Origin of the sequence: Promicromonospora iranensis (assembly GCF_028994805.1) — a bacterium.
Lineage (GTDB): Bacteria > Actinomycetota > Actinomycetes > Actinomycetales > Cellulomonadaceae > Promicromonospora > Promicromonospora iranensis.
This window is the reverse complement of the sequence record NZ_JAJQQP010000005.1, coordinates 37,716-61,037: the sequence shown is the minus strand read 5'-3', so window position 1 is coordinate 61,037 and position 23,322 is coordinate 37,716. Positions and strand designations below refer to the sequence as shown.

At 70.5% G+C, this 23,322-nt stretch carries 22 protein-coding genes and 2 tRNA genes; 12 read left to right on the top strand and 12 right to left on the bottom strand.

What is annotated here, in order from left to right:
- Nucleotides 1-3 precede the first annotated feature (3 nt).
- Complete coding sequence (locus LUM46_RS09555) at nucleotides 4-414, bottom strand: GNAT family N-acetyltransferase (RefSeq protein ID WP_274993598.1); 411 nt, start codon at nucleotides 412-414, stop codon at nucleotides 4-6.
- A 153-nt stretch (nucleotides 415-567) separates the two neighbouring features.
- Here LUM46_RS09555 and LUM46_RS09550 point away from each other — a divergent pair, with 153 nt between their 5' ends.
- Nucleotides 568-1,317 carry a cation-transporting ATPase gene (locus tag LUM46_RS09550; protein ID WP_274993597.1) on the top strand — a complete coding sequence of 250 codons (750 nt, stop codon included), beginning with the start codon at nucleotides 568-570 and terminating at the stop codon, nucleotides 1,315-1,317.
- A gap of 103 nt (nucleotides 1,318-1,420) precedes the next feature.
- On the opposite strand, the gene LUM46_RS09545 is transcribed toward LUM46_RS09550, so the two are convergent.
- The 3 genes from LUM46_RS09545 to LUM46_RS09535 all read right to left on the bottom strand — a co-directional run bounded on the left by LUM46_RS09545 (nucleotide 1,421) and on the right by LUM46_RS09535 (nucleotide 2,483).
- Nucleotides 1,421-1,494: transfer RNA gene (locus LUM46_RS09545), tRNA-Val, on the bottom strand.
- Nucleotides 1,495-1,559: 65 nt separating this feature from the next.
- Nucleotides 1,560-2,054: a peroxiredoxin gene (locus LUM46_RS09540; protein ID WP_274993596.1), complete on the bottom strand. Its 495-nt coding sequence runs from the start codon at nucleotides 2,052-2,054 to the stop codon at nucleotides 1,560-1,562.
- A 21-nt stretch (nucleotides 2,055-2,075) separates the two neighbouring features.
- The gene (locus LUM46_RS09535; protein WP_274993595.1) at nucleotides 2,076-2,483 is read right to left on the bottom strand and encodes a DUF3052 domain-containing protein; all 408 of its coding nucleotides are present in this window, start codon (nucleotides 2,481-2,483) and stop codon (nucleotides 2,076-2,078) included.
- Between the two features lie 438 nt (nucleotides 2,484-2,921).
- Between LUM46_RS09535 and aceE the strand changes: the two genes are divergently transcribed.
- Entirely contained in the window at nucleotides 2,922-5,672 is a 2,751-nt protein-coding gene (gene aceE / locus LUM46_RS09530) for a pyruvate dehydrogenase (acetyl-transferring), homodimeric type (protein ID WP_274993593.1), read from the top strand.
- 99 nt (nucleotides 5,673-5,771) lie between these two features.
- Here the strand turns inward: aceE and LUM46_RS09525 are convergent, their stop codons facing one another.
- Nucleotides 5,772-6,464, bottom strand: a complete 693-nt coding sequence (locus LUM46_RS09525) for a hypothetical protein (RefSeq protein ID WP_274993591.1) — start codon at nucleotides 6,462-6,464, stop codon at nucleotides 5,772-5,774.
- Between the two features lie 99 nt (nucleotides 6,465-6,563).
- Here LUM46_RS09525 and LUM46_RS09520 point away from each other — a divergent pair, with 99 nt between their 5' ends.
- The 7 genes from LUM46_RS09520 (at nucleotide 6,564) to LUM46_RS09490 (ending at nucleotide 13,112) form a co-directional block, all read left to right on the top strand.
- Nucleotides 6,564-7,868, top strand: coding sequence for a PucR family transcriptional regulator (locus tag LUM46_RS09520; protein WP_374726974.1), 1,305 nt, complete (start codon nucleotides 6,564-6,566; stop codon nucleotides 7,866-7,868).
- A 119-nt stretch (nucleotides 7,869-7,987) separates the two neighbouring features.
- Nucleotides 7,988-8,974 carry an ACP S-malonyltransferase gene (locus LUM46_RS09515; RefSeq protein WP_274993590.1) on the top strand — a complete coding sequence of 329 codons (987 nt, stop codon included), beginning with the start codon at nucleotides 7,988-7,990 and terminating at the stop codon, nucleotides 8,972-8,974.
- Nucleotides 8,971-9,972, top strand: a complete 1,002-nt coding sequence (locus LUM46_RS09510; protein ID WP_274993588.1) for a beta-ketoacyl-ACP synthase III — start codon at nucleotides 8,971-8,973, stop codon at nucleotides 9,970-9,972. Before LUM46_RS09515 ends, LUM46_RS09510 begins: the two co-directional genes overlap by 4 nt.
- A 125-nt stretch (nucleotides 9,973-10,097) precedes the next feature.
- Nucleotides 10,098-10,346: an acyl carrier protein gene (locus LUM46_RS09505; RefSeq protein ID WP_274993587.1), complete on the top strand. Its 249-nt coding sequence runs from the start codon at nucleotides 10,098-10,100 to the stop codon at nucleotides 10,344-10,346.
- A gap of 155 nt (nucleotides 10,347-10,501) precedes the next feature.
- Nucleotides 10,502-11,746, top strand: coding sequence for a beta-ketoacyl-ACP synthase II (gene fabF / locus LUM46_RS09500; protein ID WP_274993586.1), 1,245 nt, complete (start codon nucleotides 10,502-10,504; stop codon nucleotides 11,744-11,746).
- 104 nt (nucleotides 11,747-11,850) lie between these two features.
- Nucleotides 11,851-12,336, top strand: a complete 486-nt coding sequence (gene def / locus LUM46_RS09495) for a peptide deformylase (RefSeq protein WP_274993585.1) — start codon at nucleotides 11,851-11,853, stop codon at nucleotides 12,334-12,336.
- A 278-nt stretch (nucleotides 12,337-12,614) separates the two neighbouring features.
- A complete protein-coding gene (locus LUM46_RS09490) occupies nucleotides 12,615-13,112 on the top strand; it encodes a DUF3145 domain-containing protein (RefSeq protein ID WP_274993584.1) in 498 nt (165 codons plus the stop codon).
- A 15-nt stretch (nucleotides 13,113-13,127) separates the two neighbouring features.
- Here LUM46_RS09490 and LUM46_RS09485 read toward each other — a convergent pair whose 3' ends face one another.
- The 3 genes from LUM46_RS09485 to LUM46_RS09475 all read right to left on the bottom strand — a co-directional run bounded on the left by LUM46_RS09485 (nucleotide 13,128) and on the right by LUM46_RS09475 (nucleotide 16,211).
- Nucleotides 13,128-14,078: an HTTM domain-containing protein gene (locus LUM46_RS09485; protein WP_274993583.1), complete on the bottom strand. Its 951-nt coding sequence runs from the start codon at nucleotides 14,076-14,078 to the stop codon at nucleotides 13,128-13,130.
- Nucleotides 14,075-14,911 carry a DUF5819 family protein gene (locus LUM46_RS09480; protein ID WP_274993582.1) on the bottom strand — a complete coding sequence of 279 codons (837 nt, stop codon included), beginning with the start codon at nucleotides 14,909-14,911 and terminating at the stop codon, nucleotides 14,075-14,077. The genes LUM46_RS09485 and LUM46_RS09480 overlap by 4 nt, the downstream gene beginning before the upstream one ends.
- A gap of 61 nt (nucleotides 14,912-14,972) precedes the next feature.
- Complete coding sequence (locus LUM46_RS09475) at nucleotides 14,973-16,211, bottom strand: RtcB family protein (protein WP_274993580.1); 1,239 nt, start codon at nucleotides 16,209-16,211, stop codon at nucleotides 14,973-14,975.
- A 161-nt stretch (nucleotides 16,212-16,372) separates the two neighbouring features.
- Here LUM46_RS09475 and LUM46_RS09470 point away from each other — a divergent pair.
- A tRNA-Ile gene (locus LUM46_RS09470) sits at nucleotides 16,373-16,449 on the top strand.
- 41 nt (nucleotides 16,450-16,490) lie between these two features.
- On the opposite strand, the gene LUM46_RS09465 is transcribed toward LUM46_RS09470, so the two are convergent.
- Both LUM46_RS09465 and LUM46_RS09460 read right to left on the bottom strand, forming a co-directional pair.
- On the bottom strand, nucleotides 16,491-16,892 hold the full coding sequence (locus LUM46_RS09465; RefSeq protein ID WP_274993579.1) for a cupin domain-containing protein: 402 nt from the start codon (nucleotides 16,890-16,892) through the stop codon (nucleotides 16,491-16,493).
- A gap of 98 nt (nucleotides 16,893-16,990) precedes the next feature.
- Nucleotides 16,991-19,696 (bottom strand): pectate lyase family protein, encoded by a 2,706-nt coding sequence (locus LUM46_RS09460; RefSeq protein ID WP_274993578.1) that lies wholly within the window; start codon nucleotides 19,694-19,696, stop codon nucleotides 16,991-16,993.
- A 214-nt stretch (nucleotides 19,697-19,910) separates the two neighbouring features.
- Between LUM46_RS09460 and LUM46_RS09455 the strand changes: the two genes are divergently transcribed.
- Nucleotides 19,911-20,369, top strand: coding sequence for a hypothetical protein (locus tag LUM46_RS09455; protein WP_274993577.1), 459 nt, complete (start codon nucleotides 19,911-19,913; stop codon nucleotides 20,367-20,369).
- On the opposite strand, the gene LUM46_RS09450 is transcribed toward LUM46_RS09455, so the two are convergent.
- Both LUM46_RS09450 and LUM46_RS09445 read right to left on the bottom strand, forming a co-directional pair.
- Nucleotides 20,349-21,323 (bottom strand): LPXTG cell wall anchor domain-containing protein, encoded by a 975-nt coding sequence (locus LUM46_RS09450; protein WP_274993576.1) that lies wholly within the window; start codon nucleotides 21,321-21,323, stop codon nucleotides 20,349-20,351. The two genes, LUM46_RS09455 and LUM46_RS09450, sit on opposite strands and share 21 nt — an antisense overlap.
- Before the next feature lie 134 nt (nucleotides 21,324-21,457).
- Nucleotides 21,458-22,471 (bottom strand): D-alanyl-D-alanine carboxypeptidase family protein, encoded by a 1,014-nt coding sequence (locus LUM46_RS09445; RefSeq protein WP_274993575.1) that lies wholly within the window; start codon nucleotides 22,469-22,471, stop codon nucleotides 21,458-21,460.
- A 256-nt stretch (nucleotides 22,472-22,727) separates the two neighbouring features.
- On the opposite strand from LUM46_RS09445, the gene LUM46_RS09440 reads away from it, so the two are divergent.
- Nucleotides 22,728-23,297, top strand: a complete 570-nt coding sequence (locus LUM46_RS09440) for a hypothetical protein (protein WP_274993574.1) — start codon at nucleotides 22,728-22,730, stop codon at nucleotides 23,295-23,297.
- Nucleotides 23,298-23,322 lie beyond the last annotated feature (25 nt).

Here is a 23,322-nt window from a genome sequence, read left to right as displayed (position 1 = left end):
CGGTCAGGGACCGGTGAGGTGGACGAGCCCGGCGAGTGTCGGGCGGAAGCCGCACGACTCCAGGTAGAACGTCTCGAGGTGCGGCTCGAAGTCGACGGACAGCCACTCGCAGCCCGCCGCCCTGGCCCCCTCGACCGCACGACGCACCACCGCGGTGCCGATGCCCTGCCGCTGGTGCGTGGGCCGGGTCTTGGTGTCGATCAGGAACGCATGACCCCCGCCGTCCCACGCCACGTTCACGAACCCGACCAGCAGGCCGCCCTCGCTCCGGGCGGTGACCCACCCCAGCGAGTGACCCCGGACCGTGTCCCACCACCCGGGCTCCGGGGTGCCGCCGTGGGACTCGGTGAGATCGACGATCTCCGCATCGGACACCGGCCCGCGCCAGTCCAGGACCACGTCGTCAGTAGGCATCGCGCACAGCGTGACGACGACAGGGCGGGGGCGGCAAGCGGAAATCGGAGCGCCGGCGGTCGCGACCGCGTGAAAGCTCTCATCCAACTCTCACACACTTCTCATACCGACGTGACAGTGTGGTCCGCCCGACCGACGGAAGGAACGGACCGCATGTCCAAGCTCTCCAGCATGATCGGCCTCGCCAAGAAGATGCTCGACGCCCAGACCGGGCAGCAGACGCAACAGGGGGCACCGCAGGGGACGCAGCAGAGCGGTTCAGCCGGTCAGCAGTCCCGGCGGTCCCCGAGCGCGCCGGCGTCCTCCGACGCCGACCGGCAGGCCATCGCCCGCTACGACTACCTCATGCAGACCGCCGAGCCGCACCAGATCGAGCAGATCCACGCCGAGTCGTTCGCCCGGCTGACGCCGGCGCAGCGCCAGGCGGTGCTGCAGCGCATGCAGGCGGAGCTTCCGGCACACGAGCAGCCCCGCTCCGCCGACGTCGCCGACCTCTCCCGGGCCGCCGCACGCACGGAGGCACGCCAGCCGGGCACCATGCGCTCGATGCTCGCCAAGGTCGGCACCGGCGGGGCCGTCGCAGGAGTCGCCGTCGGAGCGGTCGGCGTCCTGGGCGTGGTCGCAGCCGGTGCGGCGGTGAGCAGCGTCGCCGGCCCGCTGCTGGAGAACGCGTCGAACCTCGGGGTCGACTTCGAGGCGCTCGCGTCGGGCGTCGACGTCGAAGGGCTCACCTCGTCGGTCGGCGAGCTCGGCACCGGCGCCCTGGACGAGGCGACCGCAGGCGTCGGGGACCTCGCCGGCTCGGCCGACGGTGCGCTGTCCGGTCTCGGGGACCAGGTCTCCGGGGCGGGCCAGTCGCTCTCCGACCTCGCCCAGGGGTTCGACCCGCGCGACCTCCTCTGAACCGAGCCGCTTGACGCGGACTCGTCCGGCACGCACCGGTCGGTCCGCCTCAGAAAGTGATGACGCGAGACATCGGTCAACGATGTCCCGCGTCATCGCAAGGTGGGCCCGGAGGGATTCGAACCCCCGACATCCACGGTGTAAACGTGGCGCTCTAACCAACTGAGCTACGAGCCCCGGCAGCGGACAACAATACCTGGCCCGCGGCCCTGAACCAGCCTACTTTTCCGACCTGGCCCGGATCAGATCTCCGCGACCGCCCGGCGGTAGTCCTCCAGGTCGCGTGCCTGGCCGCGCGGGTTCACCACGCACCAGCGGACGATCCCGTCGGCGTCGATCAGGAACGTCCCGCGCAGCGCGATCCCCGAACCCTCGTCGAACACCCCGTAGGCGCTTGCCACCTCGCCGTGCGGCCAGAAGTCGGACAGCAGGTCGAACTGGTAGCCCTCGGCCGCCTGCCACGCCTTGAGCGTGAAGACGGCGTCGGTCGACACGACGAGCAGCCGCACGCCGGCGGTCTCGAAGTCCTCGATGTTGTCACGGAGCTCGCACAGCTCGTTGGTGCATGTGCCGGAGAACGCGAACGGGACGAAGACGACGAGCACCGGCGCCCCACGCAGGTCCGACAGCGTGGTCGGGGTGCCGTGCGTGTCCGGGAGCGTGAAGTCGGGTGCGGGGTCACCCGGCTTCAACGGCACCACGGGAGCGCTCGACGCGGCGGCGGCAGGCTCGGTCATGGCTGCTGTCCTGTCAGGCCTTCACTTACCGCGGCCCCGGTAGGCGAGCCGAGTCGCCGACCAGTCCTCCGCGATGGCGAACGTGCTGGTGGTCTGCAGGCCTGCGGTGGTCGCGGCTTCCTGGATGTCGCTGTGGCCCACTTCGCCGTCGCGCCCAGGCTTGGGCGTGAAGATCCAGATGAGGCCACCGTCGTCGAGGACGGTCTGCACATCGACCAGTGCGTCGGTGAGGTCTCCGTCGTCCTCCCGCCACCAGAGGATGACGCCGTCGGTCACATCGCCGAAGTCCTCGTCCTCCAGCTCGCTACCGATGATCTTCTCGATGTCGGCCCGGATCGCTTCGTCGACGTCGTCGCCCCAGCCGAACTCCTGCACCACCTGGCCGGCCTCGAAACCGAGGCGCCCCGCGCCCTGGGTGTCCGTGCTCACTTGGTTGATCGTCCCTCTCTCTGTCCGGCACTCGCAGCCGGGTCGTATGCCTGTTCTGTCGGCCCTGCGTCGGGCCCTCCGTCGCCAAAGGTAGTGCACGCACCCCGGCCATGCCTCGCAACCAGGACGCGTGGTGTCTTTTTGATGAATCGATGAGACCTCGGCAACGTATCAGTCATGCACTCAGTCTCATCATTGCGATACCCCGTATCAATACTGGTGCGAACCGGCACAGACGTAACGCAGATCACGCACTCTTGACCGCCCTATGGTGTGTGGACACGCTGTGAGGGGACAGAATGGCTAGGACCACCTGTGCGTGGGCGTGCACAGTCGCAACCCCAGCTGTGGCGACGCTACGCCGACGCGACGGGTTCTGACGAGGCGGCGAGGAGCGCGAACCGCGACCGCGCCGCGCGACACCGAGAGAGGTTGCTGGTGGCTTCGTTTGACGAGACCGGACCGCTGATCAACGGTCTGCTCAGCGCCGTACCTGACATCGACCCGGCCGAGACCGAGGAATGGGTCGAGTCCTTCGACGGGCTGATCGACGACAAGGGCGGACCCCGCGCCCGGTACGTCATGCTCAACCTGCTGCGCCGGGCGCGAGAGCGGAATGTGAGCATTCCCGCGTCGATGGCGACGCCCTACGTGAACACCATCGGTGTGCACGAGGAGCCGTACTTCCCGGGCGACGAGGCCATGGAGCGCCGTTACCGCTCATGGATCCGCTGGAACGCGGCGGTCATGGTGACCCGCGCCCAGCGCGAGGGTCTCAGCGTCGGCGGGCACATCTCCTCGTACGCGTCCGTGGCGACGCTCTACGAGGTGGGGCTGAACCACTTCTTCCGGGGCAAGGACCACCCCGGTGGCGGCGACCAGATCTACTTCCAGGGCCACGCCTCCCCCGGCGTCTACGCCCGGGCCTATCTCGAGGGTCGCCTGTCCGCGGACCAGCTCGACGGGTTCCGCCAGGAGAAGTCGCACGCAGGCGGTGGTCTGCCGTCCTACCCGCACCCGCGCCTCATGCAGGACTTCTGGGAGTTCCCGACCGTCAGCATGGGCCTCGGCCCGGCGTCGGCCATCTACCAGGCCTGGACCAACAAGTACCTGCACAACCGCGGGATCAAGGACACCAGCCAGCAGGACGTCTGGGCCTTCCTCGGCGACGGCGAGATGGACGAGCCCGAGAGCCGCGGCATGATCCAGCACGCTGCCCAGCAGCAGCTGGACAACCTGACGTTCGTCGTGAACTGCAACCTGCAGCGCCTCGACGGGCCGGTCCGCGGCAACGGCAAGATCGTCCAGGAGCTGGAGGCCCAGTTCAAGGGCGCCGGCTGGAACGTCATCAAGGTCGTCTGGGGCCGCGAGTGGGACGCCCTGCTCAACGCCGACAAGGACCGCGCGCTGGTCAACCTGATGAACGTCACGCCCGACGGTGACTACCAGACCTACCGTGCGGAGTCCGGCGCGTTCATCCGCGAGCACTTCTTCGGGCGCGACCCGCGCACCAAGGCCCTCGTCGAGAACATGACCGACGAGGACATCTGGAACATGAAGCGCGGCGGGCACGACTACCGCAAGCTCTACGCCGCGTACTCCGCGGCGCGGGCGCACACGGGTCAGCCGACGATCATCCTCGCGCACACCGTCAAGGGCTACGGCCTGGGCTCCGGCTTCGCCGGCCGCAACTCGACGCACCAGATGAAGAAGCTCAAGGGCGACGACCTCAAGACGCTGCGCGACTCGCTCCGCATCCCGATCTCGGACGCCGAGCTCGAGGCCGACCCGTACCTGCCGCCGTACTACCACCCGGGCGCCGACTCGCCGGAGATCCAGTACATGCTGGAGCGCCGCCGTCAGCTCGGCGGGTTCGTGCCGGAGCGACGCACCACGGCGAAGACGGCCCTGAAGCTGCCCGAGGACAAGACGTACGAGCTGCTGAAGAAGGGTTCCGGCACGCAGCAGATCGCCACCACCATGGCGTTCGTACGGCTGCTCAAGGACCTCTTCAAGGCCAAGGACTTCGGCAACCGCATCGTGCCGATCATCCCGGACGAGGCCCGCACCTTCGGCCTCGACTCGATCTTCCCAAGCGCCAAGATCTTCAACACGCTCGGCCAGAACTACCTCGCCGTGGACCGCGAGCTCATGCTGAGCTACAAGGAGTCCGAGTCCGGCCAGATCATGCACACCGGCATCAACGAGGCCGGTTCCGCCGCCGCGTTCCAGTCGGTGGGCACGTCGTACGCCACGCACGGCGAGCCGATGATCCCGGTCTACATCTTCTACTCGATGTTCGGCTTCCAGCGCACGGGCGACCAGTTCTGGGCGGCCGGCGACCAGATGACGCGCGGCTTCATCATCGGCGCGACCGCCGGCCGCACCACCCTCACGGGTGAGGGCCTGCAGCACGCCGACGGGCACAGCCCGCTCCTCGCCGGTACGAACACCGCGATCGTGCAGTACGACCCGGCCTACGGGTACGAGATCCGGCACATCATGCGCGACGGCATCGAGCGCATGTACGGCGACGGCTCCGACGGCCGGGACCAGGACGTCATGTACTACCTCACGGTGTACAACGAGCCCATGGTCCAGCCGGTCGAGCCGGAGGATGTCGACGTCGAGGGCATCAAGCACGGCATCCACCGCATCTCGGTGTCGGACGCCGAGGGCCCCAAGGCCCAGCTCCTCTCCTCCGGCGTGGGTGTGCCGTGGGCGCTCGAGGCGCAGCAGCTCCTCAAGGAGGACTGGGGCGTCTCGGCCGACGTGTGGTCGGTGACCAGCTGGAACGAGCTGCGTCGCGACGCGCTCGCCGCGGAGCACGACGCCCTGGTCGACCCGGCGACGCCGATGCGCACGCCGTACGTCACGGAGAAGCTGTCCGGCGCCCAGGGTCCGTTCGTCGCCACCAGCGACTACGACCACCTGGTGCCCGACCAGATCCGCGCGTGGATCCCCGGCGACTACGCGGTGCTCGGCGCCGACGGTTTCGGTTTCTCCGACACCCGGGCCGCTGCACGACGGTTCTTCCTCATCGACGGCCCGTCGATGGTGGTCAAGACGCTGCAGGTCCTCGCCCGTCGCGGCGAGGTGCCGACCGACGTCGTGGCCAAGGCCATCGAGAAGTACCGCCTGCTCGACGTCAACGCCGGCACGTCCGGCGTCGCGGGCGGCGACAGCTGAGCCACGGCAGTCCGGCATGAGAAAGACCTGAGGTACCGATCCGAGCCGGATCGGTACCTCAGGTCTTTCTCGGAGCGTGGATCTCGTCGGACGAGCCGGTCAGACGCCCGGCTTCTCCCGCTCGCTCGCGGCGATGGCCTTCTCCAGCTCGTCCCGCAGCGGCTTGACCGCCTTCGTGTCCGGGTGCATCTCCAGCGACCGCAGGTGCTGCTTGGCCTCGAACACCCGGTCGGCCTCGAGCGCGGCCAGGACCAGGTGCTTGCCGACCACCGGCGAGTGCTCCCGCACGCGCCAGTGCCCCACGCCCAGCCCCAGGGCCTCCACGGGCATCCCCGCGTCACGCAGGATCGCCATGGCCTCCTCCAGCGCGCGGCCGTCGGGGTCCCGCTCGGCTGCGGTGACGAGCCGCCGGACGGCGCCGTCCGGGTCGTCGGCGAGCGACAGCCTGCCCAGCTCGATCAGCGGGTACCAGCCCCGCGGGTGCCCGGCCAGCTCCTCGGCGAGCGCCCAGACCGCGAGGTCGGCCTCGCGCTGCTTGGACTCCGGGATCTCGTCGGAGTCCCGCAGGGGGTCCTCCAGCGTCGGGTCCTCGGCGGCCCGACGGCGAACGATCTCTGCCAGGGCGCCGAAAGCCTCTTCGTTGTTGGGATCGTCGGTCAGCTGGGCGCGCAACGCGTCCTCGTGTCCCGCGTCCCCTCGTCGGGGCGCCGACGGCGACGGTCGACGAGCACCGACCGTGGACGCAGACAGGGGCCGACGGATGAGGCGGCGGAGCCGATGCATCAGGGCCATACCTCGACCCTACAGTTTTCCTCCGCGCCGCACTGGGATCCTGCTGTCTTGAAAGTCCGTTTGTGGACTCCCCACAACTCGGACTCGTATGCTGCCGGGGTGCCAGCACCACGACGGGCCGCGCGGACCAGCGCCCAGCAGACCGACCCGGAGTCCGGGCCGGCAGCCGACCGCGGCGACAGCCATGACACCGGTCAGGCGGCTGAGGCGACGCCCGAGCCCGTCCCCGCGGAGGCTGCCACGGCGGCGACGGACCCAGCGGGCTTCCCCATGAACCTGCAGCGGGTCCGCGAGGCCAGCGGCCTCCTGACGGCTGCCGCGATGCGCCGGCTCGACGAGGACCTGACCTGGTACCGCGACCTGCCGGCGGAGGACCGCTCGTACGTGGGTCTTGTCGCCCAGGCCGGCATCAACGCCTTCACCTCGTGGTTCACCGACCCCGACCGGCCGCCGCACGGCGTCAGCGAGATCTTCGCCGCGGCGCCCACCGAGCTGACCCGCTCCATCTCGTTGCAGCACACCCTGCAGCTCGTGCGGGTCGTGGTCGATGTCGTCGAGACGCACTCCGACCGGATCGCCGCGCCGGGTGGCGAGCGCGACCTGCGCGAGGCGGTGCTGCGCTACTCCCGCGAGGTCGCGTTCTCCGCTGCCGAGGTCTACGCCCGTGCGGCCGAGTGGCGGGGCGCCTGGGACGCCCGCCTCGAGGCGCTCGTGGTCGACGCGCTCGTCCGCGGCGACGGCGACGACTCCCTCCGCTCGCGCATCTCTGCGCTCGGCTGGAGCGGCCGCGGGAACGCGCTGGTCGTCGTCGGGCTCGCCACCGAGGAGCTCGACGAGATCCGCACCGCCGAGATCCGCCGGGTCGCCCGGCGCGCCGCGGGAGACGCCCTCGTCGGCATCCACGGCGACCGTCTGGTCCTCGTGCTCGGCGGCGAGGGCGACCTCGTCGCCGCCGCCACGTCGCTGCTGAGCCGCTTCGGCACCGGTCCGGTGGTGATCGGCACGCAGGTGCCGAGCCTGACCGACGCCGCCCGGTCCGCGCGGTCGGCGCTCGCCGGGCTGACGGCCGCACCGGCATGGCCACAGGCGCCTCGCCCGGTCATGGCCGACGACCTCCTGCCGGAACGTGTCCTCACCGGGGACTACACGGCCCGCGCCACACTGATCGCCCAGGCGTTCACCCCGCTGCAGGACGCCGGCGGCGCCGTGCTGGAGACCTTGTCCGCCTATCTCGGCACCGGCCGCTCCCTCGAGGCCGCGGCGCGGCATCTGTACGTTCACCCCAACACGGTGCGCTACCGGCTCCGCAAGGTCTCGGAGATCACGGGCTGGGACCCGCTCGACGCCCGGGAGTCGTTCGTGCTGCAGGTGGCGCTGGCGCTGGGCCAGCTCGGCCGCGGCTGACCCACCTGTCCTAACTCTTCGCCGAGGTCAGCGCCTTGTAGGTTCTCCACAAGGCCCCCTGGTGAGGTTGGTACAGGTCGCGACGTCCCGCGGGCCCTGCGGGTTGGCAGAGTGGACGCGTGCTCGCCGTCGTCTGCCCTGGACAGGGCTCTCAGACCCCCGGGATGCTCAGCGACTGGCTTGAGCTGCCCGGAACCGAACAACGCCTCGCCGCAGCATCCGAGGCCTCCGACCTTGACCTGGTGGCGCACGGCACGACGTCGGACGCCGACACCATCCGCGACACCGCGGTGGCCCAGCCCCTGATCGTCACCACCTCCCTGCTCGCGCTCCGCGCCCTGCTCGACGGGCGCCCCGCGGCCGAGGTCGTGGACGTCACGGCAGGTCACTCCGTCGGCGAGCTGTCGGCGGCCGCGGTGGCAGGCGCCCTGTCCGACGACGGCGCGGCCGGCCTGGTCGCACGCCGCGCCCGGGCGATGGCCACCGCCGCGGCGGCCGCGCCGTCGGGCATGAGCGCCGTCGTGGGCGGTGACCCGGACGAGGTGCTGGCCGCCATCGAGGCCGCGGGCCTGTGGCCCGCCAACGTCAACGGCGCCGGCCAGACGGTCGCCGCCGGTGCGCTGGAGGACCTCGCCAAGCTGGCTGAGAACCCGCCGCCGCGCGCCCGCGTGATCCCCCTGCAGGTCGCCGGTGCGTTCCACACCCCGTTCATGGACGCCGCGCGCGCCGAGTTCGAGCCGGTGGCCCTCGGTTGGGACGCGGCCGACCTGACGCTGCCCTTCCTCGCCGACCTCGACGGGACCGCCTACACCGGCGGCACCCACGGCCACGGCACCGGCGCGGACGTGCTCGCCAACCTCGCGCGCCAGGTGACGGCCCCGGTCCGCTGGGACCTGATCATGACCGGCCTCGCCGAGCGTGGCGTCACCGGTCTGCTCGAGCTCGCGCCGGGCGGCGTCCTGACGGGTCTCGCCAAGCGCGGCCTCAAGGGTGTCGAGACGGTGGCGGTCAAGTCGCCCGCCGACCTCGACGCAGCCCGCGCGCTCATCACCGCGCACAGCGACGTCCTTTCCAGCGGCACGAGCGCGACCGGAGCAGACCAGTGACCACCCTGCAGCAGGCACAGCCCACGCAGTTCTCGCGGATCCTCTCGATCGGCGCGGAGCGCGGCGAGCTCGTCGTCACCAACGACGACATCGCTGGGCCCATCGACTCGTCGGACGAGTGGATCCGCCAGCGCACCGGCATCGTCACCCGCCGTCGGGCCGGCGCGGACAAGGACGTGCTCGACCTGTCCGAGGCCGCGGCCCGCAAGGCGCTCGACGCCGCCGGTCTCACCGGCGCCGACATCGACGCGATCGTCCTCTCGACGATCACGCACATGCACATGACGCCGTCGGGTGCGGCGATCCTGGCCGAGCGCATCGGCGCGACGCCCGCAGCGGCCTACGACGTGTCGGCGGCCTGCGCCGGCTACGCGTACGGCATCGGCCAGGCGGACGCCCTGGTCCGAGCGGGCCTGGCCCGGCACGTGCTGGTGATCGGGGCCGAGAAGCTCAGCGAGATCATCGACCCGACCGACCGGTCCATCTCCTTCCTGCTGGGCGACGGCGCGGGTGCCGCGATCGTCGGCCCGTCCGACACTCCGGGCATCGGCCCGACGGTGTGGGGCTCCGACGGCGCCAAGGCGACCGCGATCCGCCAGACCCACTCCTGGACCGAGCTGCGCGAGGACCCTTCGCTGGGCTGGCCCACGCTGCGCCAGGACGGCCCCACGGTGTTCAAGTGGGCAAGCTTCCAGATGGCGCCCATCGCGGAGAAGGCGATGGCCGAGGCGGGCGTGACCGCCCAGGACATCCAGGTCTTCATCCCGCACCAGGCCAACATGCGGATCATCGACCAGATGAAGAAGCAGCTCGGCCTGCCGGACTCGGTGGTGATCGCGCGCGACATCGCCGAGACCGGCAACACGTCCGCGGCGTCGATCCCGCTGGCTGCCGACCGTCTCCTCGCGGAGGGCCAGGCCAGGTCCGGCGACCTCGCCCTGCAGATCGGGTTCGGTGCGGGCCTCGTCTACGCCGCCCAGGTCGTGGTGCTGCCGTAGCAGGGTGCACGAAGGCGGAGAATGAACCCGCCGTGCATTCCGGTCTCCGGATGCGCCAAGATCTGACCAGCAAGACTCCGGTGCCCGACGGCGCCGGTGACCGTTACGAAAGATAAGGAAGTCCCATGGCCAACACGGACCAGGAGATCCTCGAGGGCCTCGCCGAGATCGTCGCCGAGGAGACGGGCCTCGACAAGGCCGACGTCCTGCTGGAGAAGTCCTTCACGGACGACCTCGACATCGACTCCCTGTCGATGATGACCATCGTCACGCACGCCGAGGACAAGTTCGGGGTTCGTATCCCGGACGAGGAGGTCAAGAACCTCGCGACCGTCGGCGACGCAGTGAGCTTCATCAAGGGCGCCCAGGACTGAGCCGCCCCCCGGCGGCGGCCGCACGGCCCGACCGATCTCACCGACTCCGGTCGACCTGATCGACCGGGCCCGCGCCGCCGTCGGGCACTCGCTGCTCACAAGGCAGCACCTTTCGCACCTGCCCCCTTCGTCCCACCACCCTCGGGAGCATCATCATGACCTCCGCACGCGAAGTCGTCGTCACGGGCCTCGGCGCCACCACACCCATCGGCGGGGACGTGGCATCCACGTGGGAGGCCGCCCTCGCAGGCGAGTCCGGGGCACGCACCCTCGACAACGACTGGGCCGAGAAGTACAGCCTGCCCGTCACCTTCGCCGCCACCATCAAGGTGAACCCGGCCGAGGTGCTCTCGCGCCCCGAGACCAAGCGGATGGACCCGTCCACGCAGTACGCGATCGTCGCGGCACGCGAGGCCTGGGCCGACGCCGGCAGCCCCGAGGTCGACGGCGACCGGCTCGGTGCCGTGGTCTCGTCGGGCATCGGTGGGCTCTGGACCATCCTGGACGGCTGGGACACGCTCCGGGAGCGCGGCGCACGCCGCATGCTGCCCATGACCGTCCCCATGCTCATGCCGAACTCGCCGTCCGCCTACGTCTCCCTGGAGCTCGGCGCCCGCGCCGGCACGCACGCCCTGGTGTCCGCCTGCGCCTCCGGCGCCGAGGCGGTGGGCTACGCGGCAGACATGATCCGCAGCGGCCGGGCCGACGTCGTGGTCGCCGGCGGTACCGAGGCCGTGATCCATCCCATGCCGCTCGGCGCGTTCGCGGCGTCCCGCACGCTCTCGCTGCGCAACGACGACCCGCAGCGCGCCTCCCGCCCGTACGACATCGACCGTGACGGCTTCGTCCTCGGCGAGGGTGCCGCGGTCCTGGTGCTGGAGAGCGCCGAGCACGCGGCCGCCCGTGGCGCCCGTGTCTACGCGAAGATCGGCGGCGTGGGCCTGTCGTCCGACGCGTACCACATCACCTCCCCCGACCCCGAGGGCAAGGGCCAGGTCGCCGCCATGCGCTCCGCGATGGAGGACGCCGGCGTGACCGCCGCCGACATCGTGCACGTCAACGCGCACGCCACCTCCACCAAGGTGGGCGACCTCACCGAGACGTACTCCATCCGGACGCTGCTGGGCTCCGACGCCGACCACGTGCAGCTCTCGGCGACGAAGTCCATGACCGGACACCTGCTGGGCGGCGCCGGCGCCATCGAGTCCCTGTTCGCGGTCAAGGCCGTGGCCGAGCGCGTCGCTCCGCCGACGATCAACGTGGACAACCCCGACCCGGAGCTGCAGGTGCCGCTCGTCCGCGACGAGCCGGCCAAGCTGCCGGGCGGCGACATCGCCGCGATCAACAACTCGTTCGGCTTCGGCGGGCACAACGTCGCCCTGGTGGTCCAGAACCACTGACCCGGCCCCGCAGGCCCTCGTACGTGCCAGACGCTCAGGTCATCCGCTGACCTGAGCGTCTGACACGTCTGCACCCCTTCCTTCTGACATGGGAGAATGCCCGCATGGCAATGCGTGAGATCCGTGTGGTTCCCGACCCAGTGCTGCGCACCCCGTGCGACACCGTGACGACGATCGACGACCGCGTCCGCAGCCTGGTCGCGGACCTGGTCGAGACGGTGGACGACGAGGGACGTGCCGGACTGGCCGCCAACCAGATCGGTGTCTCCCTGCGGGCCTTCTCGTGGAACATCGAGGGCGAGATCGGCTACGTGATCAACCCGCGCATCGTCGAGCTGGGCGAGGAGCTGCAGGACGGCGGCGAGGGCTGCCTGTCCGTGCCCGGCCTCTGGTACCCCACGGTGCGCGCGAACTACGCACGGGTCGAGGGCATCAACCTGGACGGCGAGCCGATCACCGTGGAGGGCACCGAGATCATGGCCCGCTGCCTGCAGCACGAGTGCGACCACCTGGACGGCATGGTCTACCTCGACCGCCTCCAGAAGGAGGCGCGCCGCGCGGCGATGCGGGAGCTTCGCGCGCGCCTGTGAGGGCCTGACCGCCCCGTTTCGTACACACCACGCCCTGTGGGATTCGACTCAAGAAAGTCTTAAGGGGCACTAGTGGTGGTGCGCCCTTTTAGGCAAGAATGTGCCGCACGAACTCGTCGTACGTGGTGCTTCATTCGACGCCTGCGCGTCGTTTCGCCTCGCATCTCGTCGACGGATCGGGCAGGATGTGGTCCGAAGCACCGCTGTGCAGCCGACCACAGCGTCACCGCCCTGGTGAGGACGTAGGGGAAGACGTACCTCGACCCAGGGAGGAAGACATGGCCGGTGTCATCACGCGGGGTGTGCTTTTTGTGCATTCGGCGCCTCGTGCCCTGTGCCCCCACATCGAGTGGGCAGCGGGGAACGTGCTTGGCGTGCGCGTATCCATGGACTGGACCGCGCAGCCAGCGGGTCGCGGTCTGTACCGTGCCGAGTACTCGTGGCAGGGTCCGCAGGGCACGGGCGCCAGGCTGGCGTCCGCCCTGCGCGGCTGGTCCCATCTGCGGTACGAGGTCACGGAGGACGCGAGCAACGGGGCCGACGGCGCCCGGTGGTCGCACACTCCCGACCTCGGCATCTTCCACGCCATGACGGACGTCCACGGCAACGTGGTGGTCCAGGAGGACCGTGTCCGTGCCGCCCTGGAGCTTGCCGACCCGCGCGCCATGCGGGAAGCACTCGACCTCGCGCTGGGCGCCGCCTGGGACGACGAGCTCGAGCCGTTCCGGTACGCGGGTCTCGGCGCCCCGGTCCGATGGCTCCACCAGGTGGGCTGACCCGGTAGCCCGGCCCTACCCAGGGACCCGGTCCAGAACCCTCGCGGGTTCCGGGCCGGATCGCTGGGTGGAGCCGGGCTTCCTGCGTCTCGCCCACCGCGCGACCGTCGCGTCGCGGAGGAAGACGCAGTCGCCCGCCATCATGAACAGCGAGAAGAACGGCAGCCCCATCACGACGGAGATGCCCGCGTGCATCATGATCGCTCCGGCCACCGCCGCCGCCCGCAGGTGGCGCTGCAGCAGCAGGAGCGGGAACGTGAGCTGCAGCGCGAGCGTCCCCCAGGTCACCGCGGCCACGAGCCAACCGGTCCCCGCCACCAGGTCGGCCAGCGCCGGCCACGGCCGGAACTGCGGCAGCAGCAGCGGGTAGTACACGGCCGAACCGTCACGCCACTCGGGGCCGTGCAGCTTGAACAGTCCCGACAGCACGTACACCAGGCAGATCTGGGCGCCCACGGCCAGCACGGCGGCGTTGTGGGCCAGGTTGCGTACGTGGCCGAGCCGACGCCGGCGGCGTCGGGCATCGAGGGACCAGCGGGCCGACGTGTCCGCGAAGCAGAGGTAGACCAGCAGGATGCGCGAGATGTTGTCGCCCTGGTCGGGGATCAGGGGGTTGATCGAGGTCAGCCCGGCCCAGCCGGCCAGCAGCAGCGGCACGGTCCAGCAGGCGCGCCAGCCCAGCGTGACCAGCACGGCGACCACGAACAGTGCGACACAGGCCACCGTGACCGCCGGGCTGCCGGTGAGCGCGTGCCCGCCGAGCGGCGTCGTCCAGCGGGCGCCCGCGCCCCACAGGGCGTGGCGCGCCGGGAAGTTGACCGCGACGTACCCAGCGATGCCCACGCCGAAGGTGATGCGCATCAGTGCGACGCCGTACGTCGCGTGGGCGGACGCCGTCATCCAGCGGGCGCCGGCGTCCAGGAGCGCCGTCAGGGGGTGCCCGGACCGGGCGGACCCGCGAGTCACCCGGTGCCCCCGCCGGCCGCTGTGGACCCGTCCAGCGTGTCCCACGTGCCGCGAAACGCCGCGTCGTCCTGGCCGACGACCGCGTACGGCGGACGCGCCCCGACGGTGAACCCGGCCGGCTCCGGCCGCTGCCGTGCCCCGTACGGCGTGACGACGTGCCGTACGACGTGCGCCTGGACGTAGGCCGGCGCCGGGCTCCCCGCGGCGCCGTCGGCCCGCAGCACCTGGGTGGCGTAGGCGGCCAGAGCACGATCCCGGGCGAGGTAGTCGTCGACGACGCCGGGCGCGGCTCCGGCGTCGAGCAGCGATGCCCGCAGGGCGGGCCAGGGCTCGGACAGGGCGTGCCCCAGGGCTGGTGCCTCCGAGGGCGACCGCAGGACGACGAGCCGTGCCTCCTCGGGCAGCGCCAGGTACGCGGCGCGGGTGCCGGAGGCCAGCCGGCGGGCCGGCCGCTCGGTCGCCCCCGGGAGCACGCGCCCGGTCAGCGCGCGGACCTCGACGGCGGTCGTGTCGGTCCAGGGCCCCGGCACCAGCTCGCCGTCGGCCCGCGCGTACACGCCACGGACCCTCAGGGCGTACTCCACGTGCAGGGGCGACGGCGCGAAGATCGACCAGTTCTGCGCGAAGACAGGCGTCATGTAGGCGCTCAGTGCGCCCGTGCCCGAGGAGCTGGCCGGCTTGTCGTCGGGCCGGCTGGTCAGGGAACCGGGAGCCGCCCAGAGGAACGTGGCGACGAAGTGCCCGAGCAGCAACGCCCAGACCACGACCACGAGGCAGCGGACGCGGGCGGGGACGGCCGGCGCCTCGTCTCCACCACTCCGTGCGACGCTCACCGCGCACAGGTTGCCAGAGGCACCCACCATCGTTCCAGCCCGCGGTCCGCTGCCGTGGTGCTCAGCCCTTGACGCAGAGCACCGTCCGCAGCCGGGCGACGACCTCCACGAGGTCGGACTGTGCGGCGATCACCGCGTCGAGGTCCTTGTACGCGCCGGGGATCTCGTCGAGCACGCCGCGGTCCTTGCGGCACTCGACGCCCTCGGTCTGGACGGCGAGGTCATCCACCGTGAACTCCTTCTTGGCCCGGGTCCGGGACATCCGCCGTCCGGCGCCGTGCGACGCCGACCAGTACGACTCCGGGTTGCCCAGACCGCGCACCACGTAGGAGCCCGTGCCCATCGACCCAGGGATGAGGCCCAGGTCGCCCTGGCCCGCCCGGATCGCGCCCTTGCGGGTGACGATCAGCTCCTCGCCGTCGACCTGCTCGCGCGCCACGTAGTTGTGGTGCACGTTCACACCCTCGTCGAAGGTGAGCGCGCGGCCGCCGTCGACCAGCTGCGCGAACTCGTCCCGGACCGCCTGGACGGTCAGGGCCATCATGACGGCGCGGGACCGGGCCGCGTACTCCTGCGCCCACCAGAGGTCGTTGAGGTACGCGTCCATCTCGGGCGTGCCCGCGAGGAACACGGCGAGCTCGCGGTCCACGAGGCCCACGTTGTGCTCGAGGCGCTTCGCGATGCCGACGTGGTGCTCGGCGAGCTCCTTGCCGATGTTGCGGGAGCCGGAGTGGAGCTGTAGCCAGACCTGGTCGTCCTGGTCGAGGCAGAGCTCGACGAAGTGGTTGCCCGAGCCAAGCGAACCGAGCTGCTTCCGCGCCCGCGTCTCGAGCTGGCGGACCTTCGGGTCCAGCGTCTCGAACCTGTCCCAGAACGCCTGCTCGCCCCGCAGCCGCTCCTGGCCTCCGGACCCCTTGACGGGCCGCAGGCGACGCAGGTCCACCGGCTCGTCGTGGGAGTGGAACCCGACCGGGATCGCGGCCTCGATCCGCGCACGGAGGCGCGAGAGGTCGTCCGGCAGGTCGTTGGCGGTCAGCGAGGTGCGGACACCGATCATGCCGCAGCCGATGTCGACGCCCACGGCGTTCGGCGACACGGCGTCGCGCATCGCGATCACGGAGCCGACGGTCGCACCCTTGCCGAGGTGGACGTCGGGCATCACGCGAACGCCCGCCACCCACGGCAGGGCCGAGATGTTGCGCAGCTGGTTCAGTGCGGCGTGGTCGACGTCGTGCTCGTGCGCCCACATGAGGGTCTGGGCCCGGGCGCCCGAGAGAGCGACCGGGAAGTTCGAGGACATGGGAGTGCTCCTGTTCTGTGCGGGAATGGCTCGCAGAACCTAAGGGTCGCCGTCGAGTGTGCGCCAGGAGATTTCGGCACCGCCCTCGCCCGCGGACGCGTGGATGGCCCGGCATTCCCTGCTCGAGGCAGTAAGATCCTCCCGCGGCTTCGATGCCGCGGGCCCCGTTAGCTCAGCTGGTCAGAGCAGGAGACTCATAATCTCTCGGTCACAGGTTCAAGTCCTGTACGGGGCACCAGAGGCCCGGAATCCCGCCGATTCCGGGCCTCTCTCGTGCAGTCACCGACCCTCGCGCCGCGGTCGCTCGAGGCCCGAGCCGTCTCCCGAGGAACCGCCGTCGGTGATCACCTTGTCGTCGATCGCGGGACCACGGATCGTCATACCCCGAGCCGGGTGGTGAACAGCCACCAGCGCATGGGAGACGCCCGCGCCGACGGTGACCGCCTCCCCGGCCGCCACCGTGATCCGCGATCCATCGATCTCCAGGTCGATGGATCCCTCCAGGACGACGTAGACCTCGTCGCTCGCCCGATGGAGGTGGGTTCCGTCGTCGCCGAACGGTTCGTCGACGCGCCAGTGCAGGACCTGGAGCCGATCCGAGCGGAAGCCGTCGTCCGACGGCGGCTGCGGGCCGGCGATCACCGTGAGCCGGCCCGCCAGCGAGATCCTGCTGAACGACATCCCGGCAGTCTGGCAGACACGACGAGGGCGTCCTGAGAAGTGCGCTCTCGCGCTCCCCAGGACGCCCTCGTCGGCAGTCCGCTGCTTCAGCTGGTCTGTCAGAGGTTGACCGCCCGACCCCCGATCGTCACGGCCAGGCGACCGTCGGACGCGAAGGACCAGCTCAGCGCCCCGGAGTACTGCCCGCACCGGGAGCCGTTGGAGCCGGACCACCACTGGTTGCCGCCTGCGTCGTTGCCGATGATCCGGTCGTTCGACCCACTGTTGCAGGAGGTGTTGTTGCGGAAGGTCGAGGAGCCGCCGTCGAAGTTGAAGTTGCGCTCCGCGCTGCCGATGCTCAGGTTGTTCTCGACCGTCAGCGACCCGAGGTTCCGGTTGTAGCCGAACCCGTGCTTGCCGTTGTCGAAGGCGATGCTGCGCTTCACGACGTGGTTCACCGCGATGTCCTCACCGCCGAGCTTGTAGCCGTTGCGGTCGCCGTTGCCGGCCTGGCCGCCGTTCGACAGGGTCCCGTTCTCGTAGGAGAGCGAGTCCTCGATGGTGACGGCGCCGATCGCACCGGTGTCGGACTTCGTGTACAGGTCCCAGCCGTCGTCGATGTTGTTGTGCGCCACCGTGTGACGGAAGACGTTGCCCGATCCCACGGTGAGCTTCGGCGCGAACCCGTCCGCGTCCTCACCGTCGGAGTCGGCGTTGTCGTGCGACTCCGAGGACACGATGAGGTTGTTGGCGGGCCAGTCGGCCCGGGGCGCCCCGGCGGTGTACCGGGAGAGCTGGAGACCGGAGTCGCGGTTGAACCGGGTCACCACTCGCTCGATGACGTTGTTGTCGCCGCCGAGGAGGATTCCGTTGTCGCCGGCGCGCTCGACGACGATGCCGCGCACGTGCCACCAGTCACCGCCGATGGCGAGCCCACGGTTGGCCGAGTTCTCGCTCTGCGCCGAGAAGTTGAGCACCGGCCGCTCGCCGGGGTACGCGAAGATCTCGGTGCGGTTGCCCGAGAGGCCGTTCTTGCCCGGCGGGATGGCGATCGTCTGCGAGTAGTTGTAGGTGCCTCCGCGCAGGTAGATCGTGCCACCAGGGTTGATCCGGCTGATCGCCGACGCGAGCGTCGTCGGGTTCGCCTCGGTACCGGCGGCGCTGTCGGTGCCACCGGGCGCCACGTAGAGCGCGTCCGCGCTGGGCTGCTCGATCGGCCCACCGCCGTCCGGCGGTTCAGTGGGGTCGCCGCCCGACGACGGCGCTCCGGCGTAGGTCTCGAACTCCGCGACCCGGGGCGTGCCGGACGAGCTGGTGATCTCGAAGTTGATCTTGCTCAGCGAGGTCGACGCGAAGCTGACCGCCTTGGCTCCGCTCCCCGTGGCCAGCACCGCGCCGTTGTCGTTGTTGACGACGCGCCACGAGCCGATGTTGCCGACGGCGCCGGACGCCTCACGGATGTTGATGCTCGACACCGTCTTCGCGGACGCCCACTTGACCGAGACGCGGCCGGTCGAGCTCGCGGGTGACCAGTAGGTGCTCGCGTTGCCGTCGATGACGTTGCCGTAGCTGGTGCCGCTGGCCTTGCTGGAGCCGTCGGCGCCCGCGCCGAGGCTCAGGTTGGTCCCGGTGGGCGGGTCCGTCGGGTCGGTCGGGTCGGTCGGGTCGGTCGGGTCGGTGGGGTCCGTGGGATCGGTCGGGTCGGTCGGGTCCGTCGGCGTGCAGCTACCGTCCGACACGCGGTTGCCCTTGTTCGCGCCCGCCGTCGCGGCGACGACGTTCGGCACGCAGCTGGCGCCGTCCATCGGGTACGAGTAGGGGATGCTGACCGAGGTGTTCGACGTCGGGTTGGGACCGGCTGGGTTGGTGTCACCGCTGCGGCTCGACCAGGTCACGTTGTCGAAGATGTTGCCGCCGACCTGCCAGTAGCCGGCCTGGTCGGTGTAGAACGTGCCGAGCACGTCCTTGGAGTCCTCGAAGTAGTTGTTGTCCACCTTCGCCTTGGCCCCGGCCCGTGAGTTGATCCCGGACTCGTTGAGGTTGACGTAGTGGTTGTTGTAGGCGTGCGCGATACCGCCGCGCAGCAGCGGGGTGCGCGAGTCGATGTTCGAGTACAGGTTGTGGTGGAACGTGACGAACCCGTTGGAGACGTCGCTCTCGCTGGACCCGATCAGGCCACCGCGGCCCGAGTTGCGCAGCGTGCTGTACGAGAGGGTCACGTACTTGGTGTCGTTCTTCATGTCGAAGAGACCGTCGTAGCCCGCGGACTCGCCGCCCGACGCGAGCAGGTCCACGTGGTCAACCCAGACGTTGCGGACCCCGCTCTCCATGCCGATGGCGTCACCGCCGTTGGACGTGGGCGAGCCGGACTTCTTCACGTTCCGGACCGTCACGTTCTGGATGATGATGTTGCTGGCCTCACGGATGTGGATGCCGATCTGGTCGAACACCGCACCGCTGCCCACACCGACGATCGTGACGTTGCTGATCTGCTTGAGCTCGATCACGTCGTCGGCCGTGCTGCAGCTGCTCCCCGACACCTTGCTGGTGTTGCCGTGGTTGATGGTCCCCGTGACCTCGATGATGATCGGCGTGCTGCTGCTGGCGCGGGTGCACAGCGCCGTGTGGATCGCCGTCCCGGTGCTCGCCCGCACCGTCTGCCCGCCGGCGCCGCCGGTGGTGCCGCCGTTCTGGGTGGCGAAGCCCGTGGCGGGGCCCGTGGCCGCCGCCGCGTTCGGGGCGGACTGCGCCGTCACCCCGATGGTGACGGCGAGCGTCGCCGCTGCCACCGCCGAGAGGAGCTGTACTGCTCTTGGTCGTCTCATCGTCGTTGCCTCACGTTCGTCGTTGAAAGCGGGACATTGCTGTGGTGCGGTGCGGGTTCGCCAGACGCGTCCGCGCCGACGCTGGCGCCAACCGACCGGATGATTTTCCAGCCGACGGGTAACCGGTTTCCCGGATCCTAGTAACCGGTTTCTCAGATAGCAAGCCCCTGGGACGACGACCTGGGTGTCAGTGGTCCCCGGCAGGATGGCCGGCGTGACCGATGAACTCGACGAGGCGCTGGACCTCGGACTTGAGACAGAACCGAAGCACCCGGTGTTCGCCGAGTACTTCACCGACCCGATCTACGACGACCCGGCGAACGAGTTCGCTCCGTTCGGCAACGACGAGGGCGCCGACGTGCTGACCATCTGGACGGAACGCGCCGAGGAGCTGGACGAGACCACGACGGTCCGCGCACTGCTCGAGGACGGCGAAGCTGACCCTGACGACACATGGCTCGCCGAGGACGACGACGTCGACACCGCCATGTTCGCCGTCGGCGCTGCCTTCACCCTGCTCCGGCTGACGGGCCGGATCGACGACGAGGGCACGCGACTGGCCCTGCGCGGCCTCGACGTCCTCGAGGGCTTCTACGAGCCGATCACCGAGGTCCAGTGCATGCGCGCCGACCTCATCGCGTTCACGAAACGGTCAGCCGTGCCGCCGGCGTAGCCAGATCAGGCCCAGGCCCGCGGCCACGGCGGCGAGGGCGACCGCGGCAAAGGCCGCCGCGTCCGCACCGGTCGCGGCCAGGGAGGAGGGCGGATCCTCAGCTCCGGTGCCGGTGCCGTCCGGCCCATCGGACTCGTCCGGGCCCGGCGTGACGGTCTCCGTAGCGGTCGGCGTCGGCGTCAGCGTCGGCATCGGCGTTGGCGTTGGCGTTGGCGTGGGCGCCGGAGTCGGAGTCGGCGTAGGCGTCGGAGTCGGCGTGGGAGTGGGCGTCGGCCCCGAACCCACGTTGCGCACCGTGCAGGTCACGGAGCCGCCGAGCTCCAGCGTCACGACGTCGCCCGTCAGCTGCGCCCCGTCGCACGACCAGCCTGCGCTGCGATAGCCGTCCGGCCCGCCCTCCTCGGACAGCGTGTACTGCCCGATCCGCAGCGGCTGGTTCGTCACCGCCTCCGAGCCGGAGGCGCCGACGATCGACTCGGGCCCCTGGGCACGCAGCTCCCAGTCCTCGGGCGAAGCCGATCCTCCGACGACGTCCTTGACGAGCGTCAGTGTCGGCGCGATCGCCTCGTTGTCCACCGTGCACGCGATGCTGCCGTCCGCGGGCACCGTGATATCCGGGGTGGGGTCCAGGATGTCCTCGCCACCACAGTTCCAGTTCTGGAACCGGTAGCCGGCCACGCCGCCGCTCTCCGAGATGCGGTAGGTGCCGGCCGGGACCAGCCGGTCCTGCACGCCGTTGAGACCGTTGCCCTCGATGACCTCGCCGGTCGCCAGGTTCTCCGCGCGCATGGTCCACAGCTCGCGCCGCCCCTCGGACGCACCGGTGTCGAGGTTCTCGATGCGCTTGAAGAGCGACAGGTGCCCGGTTCCCTCCTGCGCCGACGCGGCACGTGGCCCCGCCAAGCCGGGCATCAGGAACGTCACCGCCAGCATCAGGGATACGGCGAGGGCCACGGTGCGCCGAAGCGTCCGGCTCCTCGATGATGCCGACGTCGTCCCGCTGCTCACAAGTCTCCCATCGGCGTGATTTCCACGACGACGTTAATTCACCCGCATGAACTTCGCGCGCGGGACGGAATCGCCAGACCTCACAAGCCTGCGCGGGCGAGCACCGACTCCCAGTGCCACGGCTCCGGCACGCGCCCGCCGGGCTCGGCGAAGTCCGGGTGCGTCCAGCCGTAGGTCTCGGCGTTCTGCTTGAGCCAGGTGTACTGCTCGGTGTCGAACGTCTCGACGCCGCCGCCGATGTCGACCGCGAGGCCCAGGCCGTGGTTGGAGCAGCCGGGCGGTGCAGCGATCGGCGACGACGGGTCGTACAAGGACGCCTGCGACTCGTACGTGCGGTACGAGGAGTTGATCGTCAGGTGCTCCCCGAACGCCTCGCGATAGGCGGCGTCGAGCTCGATCAGGCCCGGCAGCACGTCGGCACGCACGAAGTGCGTGGGCGCCCACGGGATCTCCGCGAGGGCGGAGCTCGGCACCTTGCCGCTGTCCGGGTCCCACGCCTGGTCGGGCGCGGGACAGGTGATCGCGTCCTGCGCGTCGGACAGCGCCTCGGTAGCGACCGTGACGACCGAGCGGTTCGTGCCCAGCTCGTCCGCGGCCCGTGCCAGCTCTGCCAGGTCCTCGCTGCTGAGGGTGGTGTCCGCGGCGGTGTCTGCGGCGGCCATCGTGTCGAGCGCGGCCTGCAGGCGGGCCCGGACGGCATCGTCGACCCCCTGGCCCTCCGTCGCCTGGTAGATCTTCTCCGCGCGGGCCTGAGCGGCCGCGAGGCTATCGCGCGCCTCGGTGACCCTGCCACGGGCGAACTCGACCATGGAGGCCTCGACGGCGTCCGTCGCCGCCTCGAGGGATTCCCGGGCATCGCCGGTCCCGGTGGTGAGCCGGGTGAGGACCGACTCATCCAGCACGGACCGGGCCTCGGCGATCTGTGCGGAGAGCCCGGCGCGCGTCGACTGCTCCGTGACCTTGCCCTCGGAGGTTGCCAGCAGCTCCTCCGCCGCGGCGGTCTGGGTGGCCAGGTCGTCCGTCTCCGCGACGACGAACCAGGCGAACCCTCCCCCACCCATCGCGAGGACGACCACGAGCGTCACGATGATCATCGACCGCATGGCGCGGCGACGACGACCTTTCGCCTCGCGCCGCTCTCTCGCAGTCCCACCGGGCTTGGCGCCAGGGGGATCGACAAGTGGCATGGCGTTCGTCGAGGTCACTGGCCAGAACCTACGGCACCCGACACCCTGGAGCCGACCCCTCAGCGGGTGAACTCTCTGCTCTCGACGGGCTTTCTGCGACGGGTGCGGCGGACACGGTATCGACCTCGTCCGATCGTCCGGTCCGCAGCACTACGGTGGGGACATGGGGTTCAGATCGTGGTTCGCGCACCGCCCGCAGAAGGCCGTCCGCCGCACCGTGGACTCGCACCGCACCGACTCGGTGCTGGCGTGGGCGGCGCTGGTCACGTCCACCGGCGAGGCATGGGCGTTCGCCACCCGCGCCGAGCTGCTGATGATCTCGGCGCCCGAGGCACCCACCGGACAGGCCGACGGCGAGTCACGGGGCGCGCCCTCCGTCGTCGTGCACCGGGAGTGGGCCGACGTCGACCGGGCGACCTACGACACGGATTCCAACGTCATCCGCGTGCACTGGGTCGACGGCGACGAGCCGACGCCGCTCCCCCTCGACGGCCGGCGGTCCGTCCTGCCGCAGGTGCTGCGCGAGCGGGTGCAGTGGTCGGTGGTCCTGGCGGAGCCGGTCAAGCTCCCTGGCGGGGGTTCCGCCCGCGTGGCGGTCCGACGCCGCGTGGACGGAGAGCTGTTCTCCCAGGTGATCGGCGGGGGCGATCTGGACCTCGCCGATCCGGGCATAGCGGGTGTGATCGACGCCGCTGAGGCTCGGGTTCGAAATGCGGCAGGACTACCTGCCTGAACCTGTTAGAGTTTTCACCGGTCGC